Annotated in this window: 5 protein-coding genes; 4 read left to right on the top strand and 1 reads right to left on the bottom strand. The window is 59.4% G+C overall.

Annotation, left to right across the window (positions count from 1 at the left end; genetic code table 11):
* Positions 1-74 precede the first annotated feature (74 nt).
* Positions 75-353, bottom strand: a complete 279-nt coding sequence (locus ACLRGI_RS15250; protein ID WP_419202466.1) for a hypothetical protein — start codon at positions 351-353, stop codon at positions 75-77.
* A gap of 131 nt (positions 354-484) precedes the next feature.
* On the opposite strand from ACLRGI_RS15250, the gene ACLRGI_RS15245 reads away from it, so the two are divergent.
* The 4 genes from ACLRGI_RS15245 to ACLRGI_RS15230 all read left to right on the top strand — a co-directional run bounded on the left by ACLRGI_RS15245 (position 485) and on the right by ACLRGI_RS15230 (position 5,673).
* Positions 485-910: a hypothetical protein gene (locus ACLRGI_RS15245; protein ID WP_419202465.1), complete on the top strand. Its 426-nt coding sequence runs from the start codon at positions 485-487 to the stop codon at positions 908-910.
* A 70-nt stretch (positions 911-980) separates the two neighbouring features.
* Positions 981-2,033: a phage minor head protein gene (locus ACLRGI_RS15240; protein ID WP_419202464.1), complete on the top strand. Its 1,053-nt coding sequence runs from the start codon at positions 981-983 to the stop codon at positions 2,031-2,033.
* A gap of 201 nt (positions 2,034-2,234) precedes the next feature.
* Positions 2,235-5,339, top strand: a complete 3,105-nt coding sequence (locus tag ACLRGI_RS15235; protein WP_419202463.1) for a phage tail tape measure protein — start codon at positions 2,235-2,237, stop codon at positions 5,337-5,339.
* A 121-nt stretch (positions 5,340-5,460) separates the two neighbouring features.
* On the top strand, positions 5,461-5,673 hold the full coding sequence (locus tag ACLRGI_RS15230) for a helix-turn-helix domain-containing protein (protein WP_419202462.1): 213 nt from the start codon (positions 5,461-5,463) through the stop codon (positions 5,671-5,673).
* The last annotated feature ends 327 nt before the right edge of the window (positions 5,674-6,000 follow it).

The following is a 6,000-nucleotide window of genomic DNA, read 5'->3' as shown; positions in this document are numbered from 1 at the left end:
GGGCAACATAAGACCGGTTAACTGCCCAAACACAACGGCGCCCCCACCTCCGGAGAGATGGGGCGCCGTTGTGTTTATGACACGATCATTTTTCCTGGCTTGGGCTTGGCCTTCTTAGTCACGATTCCCCACCCATTGACCTCGTTGCCGTCCTCGTCGCGAGTGCTCGTGTTCTGAGGATTCAGAGCGGATATCTCCTGAGCGATGGACAGCAACGCTGCGATCTCTACAACTTTCAGCCGTTGGTCAGTGTCAAGATGCTCCAGCTCTGTGATGCTTCCGGAGCTCTGGTGCTTTGCCGCTCCAATGGTTTCAGCGAGGGCGTCCCACGCTGTGGAATAGTCATTGCTCATTCTTTGCTCCCCGTGTCGGTTGCGTCGGAAGATACCGACCCTGACACGCTATAGGTGCGGTCCGACATTTAATGGGTATGCTGTCCCCACGCCCGGCCATCTGAGGCCGGCGCATTGAATATGGGGGATTCATGAAGAAGTCAGTTCTTACTGTTGCCGTGATGGCAGGGCTCTGCCTGGCAGCCTGTTCAGCCAACACGCCTGAAGCTGTGTCATCATCTACGACGACACCGGCGCCAACCGCTATCCAGACAACGCCCGCAAGGGCGACGGCTACACCTACCCCTACGCCCACCGCGATAGCTACCAGCGGTTCCTACGCAGCAGACATAACAAAGCTCGGAATCAAGCCCGACAACATGAAGAGCTACACAGCCTTTATGAAGGAAAGGATCTGCGAGCAAGACAGTATCGGCCTCGGTATAGCTGTTCGCAGTATCGGCGGCGGAACGCCGGACTCAGGCGGGGGAGTGGACGTGGTCCGACTGACGAACGCCTATTTCTGCCCCACTAAAACCCAAGAGATCGAAGCCGCCCTGGACTACTTTGACCAGTAGCTAGCCTTCTGGAGTTCCGAGCCCGGAAGAGCGGAAGCAATGAATCCGCTTGGTCCGTGATGCTAGCTCCATGACCATCACCCCCGAAACACTCCGGCTCTCTGACCAGGCGAAGGCCGCACTCATCCGGATCTCGGACCAGCACCTAAACTCGCTTGTGGCCGCATGGGTTGGGGTATGGGACGAGCTGGGCCCAGAATTCGAGACGGCCATTCTGGAACTGGCCCTGGTAGCCACGGACGGCTCTATCTCCCGCGGGGCTTTGGCACGCAGCAGGCGACTGGCCACAACGCTTGAATTGGCAACCCAGCGTTTGGAAGAGCTCGCGAACATGATCGGTGAAACTGTTGGCCCGGACCTGGCCGCGATCGCGGAAGATGGCCGCGCCTCCCAGATCGCCATGATCCAATCGCAACTGCCGGCTGGTCAGATCAGTATTGTGACAGACCGTCTCAATCCACGATCCATCGATGCCATGGTCAACAGAACACTGGAGCGGATACACAAGGACTCGAGACCGCTGCCGGCCGACGTTGTGCGCCTCATGAAGTCTGAACTCATCCGGGGGATCGCACTGGGAGATAACCCTCGCAAGACTGCGCAGCGCATTGTCAGGCGCTCTGAGAGGCGCTTCAACGGCGGGCTGACTAGGGCAATGACCATAGCCAGAACTGAGGTCTTGGACATGCATCGCGTCGGATCGCAAATTGCCGACAAAGACAACACTGACATTCTCGAAGGCTGGCGGTGGCATGCCGCGCTGAGCGCCCGCACCTGCCCAAGCTGCTTGGCCAATCACGGCACGATGCACCCAGCTTCCGAACCTGGCCCCGTTGATCACCATCAGGGAAGGTGCGCCAGGCTTCCACAAACAAAGTCTTGGGCTGATCTAGGCTTCACCGGAGTGACAGAACCAGTGGATGCGTTCCCGGACGCCCGTGAATGGTTCGACAACCTGACGGTGGAGTCACAGCTAGAAATCATGGGCAAGGAACGTCTGGCCCTCTTGCAGTCGGGAAAGATCGGGTGGGAGGACTTGACCACCCGGACGAAGAACGGGCAGTGGCGAGACTCAATGACAGCCACGCCATTGGCCGCTCTCAAAAAACATTCCGGTGGGTAACCGGTGGGCTTGGCGCACGTACGTCCATCAACACCCTATTACTGGCGGCCCCGCCTAGCATCTGGGCTGCAGGACCTCAGAACAGGTCGTTAGCGGAGCGATCAAACTCTTCCGCCGTCGGAAGCCCGGAAACTCCGAGTTCGGCTACAGCCATAGTCTGCTGTCAAAACCTTGGACGGTTTTTATCCACAAGGGAGAAATATGTCTGAACGTTCCGTAGTCGTACGGATCCGCGCCGAAATCGGTGACTTCCGCCGGCAAATGGATCAGGCTGCTGAGGCTGCAGCGAGGACGGGTAAAGCCGCGTCTGAGTCCGGGGAGCAGGCATCCACCGGGCTGGGCAGGTTGGTGTCCTCCGCGAAGCAGCATGAGCAGTCGTGGTCCACTGCCGGGACTGCCCTGATGGGGTTTGGTGCCGCTGTTGTGGCTGGTGTTGGGCTGGCTATCGCTAAGTACGCGGAGTTCGACAAGGCCATGTCTGAGGTCCGGGCGGCCACGCACGCGTCCGCTGGGGACATGGATCAGTTGCGTAACGCGGCTGTGAAGGCCGGCGCGGACACGTCGTTCTCCGCGAAGGAAGCGGCGGATGCGATCACGGAACTGGCGAAAGCTGGTGTTTCGACTGCTGACATTCTCAACGGTGGCCTGAACGGTGCGCTGTCGCTGGCCGCTGCGGGGTCCATGGACGTGGCTGGTGCTGCGGAACTGGCTGCCACCGCTATGACCCAGTTCAAGCTCAAAGGTAACCAGCTCCCCCACGTGGCTGACCTTTTGGCTGCTGGTGCTGGTAAGGCTCAGGGCTCTGTTGAAGACCTGGGTATGGCTTTGAAGCAGGGCGGCCTTGTCGCCTCCGCCACGGGCCTGTCCATTGAGGAAACCACCGGTGGTCTGGCAGCGTTCGCCTCCGCTGGTCTTATCGGTTCGGACGCTGGCACATCCTTCAAGACCATGCTGCAAGGGCTCACCCCGAACTCGGCCGCCGCTGCCACCAAAATGAGCGAACTCGGGATCTCCGCGTACGACTCACAAGGCAAATTCATTGGCCTGTCAAAGTTCGCCGGGGTCCTGCAAACCTCCATGAAGAACCTCACCCCAGAGGCCCGTTCCGCGGCGATGGAAATCATCTTCGGTTCGGACGCTGTTCGTGCCGCTAACGTCCTGTATGAACAGGGCGCGGAGGGCATCACGGAGTGGACGAACAAGGTCAACGACGCCGGGTTCGCTGCCTCAACAGCAGCGATCAAGCAGGACAACCTTGCCGGTGACCTCGAAAAGCTCGGTGGCTCATTCGATACCGTCCTGATCAAGGGAGGTTCCGGGGCAGCCACAGCTCTGCGCGGCATCGTGCAAAGCGCTGAGGACCTGATTGACGCCATCGGCAGCATGGACCCGGAAATGATCAGCCTGATCGCAACCATGGCCGGAGTTGTGGGCGGTGCGGCGCTCGTGGGTGGCGCCTTCTTGAAGGTCGCACCTGCCGCGATCGATACCGTCTCAGCGTTCAAGAACCTCGGCACAGAAGGTAGCAAGGTACCCGGGACCCTTGGCCGCATCACCAAGGCCGCTGGCGGGGCTGTCATCGCTTTTGGTGCGCTGCAGATAGCTGGCAACATCTTCACTGAGAGCAAGACGAAGTCCACGACGGAATTCGCCAACGCCATGATGAAGGTCTCCGAAGCCGGCCAGAAGGCCAAGGCCTCAGACCTGGACACTGTTTTCCAAGGCTTCGGCAAAGCGTTTGGTATGGACACCGTGGCCAACGTCAACGGCACCGCGGACGCGATTGCCCGGCTGAACAAAACCGGCATGAGCGGCATCCAAGGCTGGGAGAAGGACGTCAACCAGTTCTTTGACGGCTTCACAGGTATGTGGGGTCAAAAGAGCGAACTGGGCCAGATCGAAGACCGGCTCAAGAGCTTCGGTGAGACCCTAGGCAGCGTCGCATCCACGGGTGGTGCTGCGTCAGCAGCGAAGTCTTTCAAGCTCCTGTCTGATGAGTTTGAGCGGAACGGTAAGACCGCGAAAGACGCTCTCGATAAGATGCCCGGCTACCGTGACGCCCTCATGGAAGCGGGGCAGGCTGCAGGCCTAGCCCTGGAACCTCACGAGCTGCTGGAACTCGCTGTCGGGAAGATCCCCGACAGGATGGCCGCTGCCACAGCGTCACAGGAGCAGAACGCTAAGGCTGCGGAGGTGCAGGCCCAAGCCACGGAGGAAGCTCAGAAACGCCTAGAGGACATGGGGCTCTCCGCTCAAGGAGCCATCGATTCCTTGTCGAAGCTCCTGGATAAGATGTTCCAGACCGGGTTGGCGACCCTCTCAGCAAGGGATGCTGAGTCTGCTTACCAAGCGGCTCTTGATGGCCTGAAGGTGAAGATCGATGAGGTCACGGCATCCCAGACCGCAGGCAACGCCATTCTCGATGCCGCGACAGGTAGTTTCGATCTGACATCTGAAGCCGGACGTAGTGCCAGCGCTGTGTTCGGTGACGTAGCTCAGAAAGCCATCAGCACCACCACGGCCATGGCCAACAACGGGGCCACCCAGGCTGAGCTGCAGGCAAAGCTTGGAACCACCTACCAGTCCCTGTATGACACGGCCCGGGCCTTCGGAGCTTCCGAAGAGAAGGCTGATGATCTCGCAAGGTCAGCCCTGAACATTCCAAAGGGCGTCCCGATCGAGACGGCGGTTCAGAACTATGCCGACACCATGGCAAAGCTCAACGGCGTCAAGGGTGCGATCGATGCAATCCCCAAGTACACCCACTCTCAGATCGACGTCTTGATCAACGAACGAACGATCAAGGGCACCCAACAGTTGGACCAGGCACAGAACGGTGGTCCGGGCGGTGCTTCTGGTGGTCAGGTAGCGGAGATCCTGGGCTTCTATGACGGTGGCCGCATCCCGTTCCCTCGCCCTGCCGACATGTCAAAGGACAACGTGCTTGGGCTTGTGAACGGGAAGCCGATTGGTTTGCAGGGTCAGGAGTGGATTATCAATGGCCGCCAGTCTGATCGTAACGATCACTGGTTGAGGGCTGTCAATGATGGCTTGAATCTGGATGACGCTTTCGCTGCTGCGTATCAGGCGCCGTCGAAGTCCCTCGCTGCGGGTTACGGCTCCAGCATGGGCTACGCCGGTTCCGGTGGCGTGTCCGCAGGTCTGGGCATGTCGGTGAACCTGGGTGACACCCATGTGCAGGTTCTTCTGGACGGGCAGGAACTGCGCCACACCATGCGTGTGGTGGCCGGGCAGGTAGTTACCGAAGCTGACGCCAACGCGAACCGTTACAGGAAGGGCCGCTAGCGGCAGGCGCATCTCCGTGATTGGGGAGAATAGGGGAGTATTTGCTGGGGAATTCTGGGGAGGCTCACCCAAGGCTAGGGAAAATGCTGAGAAAGCGGATCCTGTCACTAGATTGCCATCCATGACACTTGATGTATTCCCTCGCGGAGACGCCACCGTACGGCAGGTGGCGGAGCACCTGAACCTCCACCCCGAGACTGTCCGGGCCATGGCCCGCTCCGGAGATTTTCCCAATGCTTACAAGACCGGGTCTGGGTCCCGGAACTCACCATTACGTATTCCCTGGTCCGATGTGGACCGGTGGAGGCAGAAGCAGCCCCGGGCCAGCCGATAGGCAACGGTCACCGCCCACCACTTACCCACCGGAAACCCTGAAAAACGTTGAAATCGCATGGGGGAATCGCGGAACGGTATAGACCATTTGACCGCTAGATTGCGGCATAAGTGAGGGGTAACGAAACACTGTGAAAAATGCTTACTCATAATCCTAAGGTCCTCGGTTCAAGTCCGAGTAGCCCTACAAATTTCGTGCCAATGCCATCGCCGTTTCTCTGATACTCGTCGATGGTCGTTCAACGCCCTCACCTGCAGGTGGGGGCGTTTGTGGTTCTCTGGGTGGGCCCAAGGCGACGACCTACCCGGGTAGGCTCTGATCAGGGTT

The organism is Paenarthrobacter sp. PPS72 (assembly GCF_048537125.1).
Lineage (GTDB): Bacteria > Actinomycetota > Actinomycetes > Actinomycetales > Micrococcaceae > Arthrobacter > Arthrobacter nitroguajacolicus_E.
Note: the sequence above shows the minus strand (reverse complement) of the source record. Positions and strands in the feature narration are given on the sequence as shown.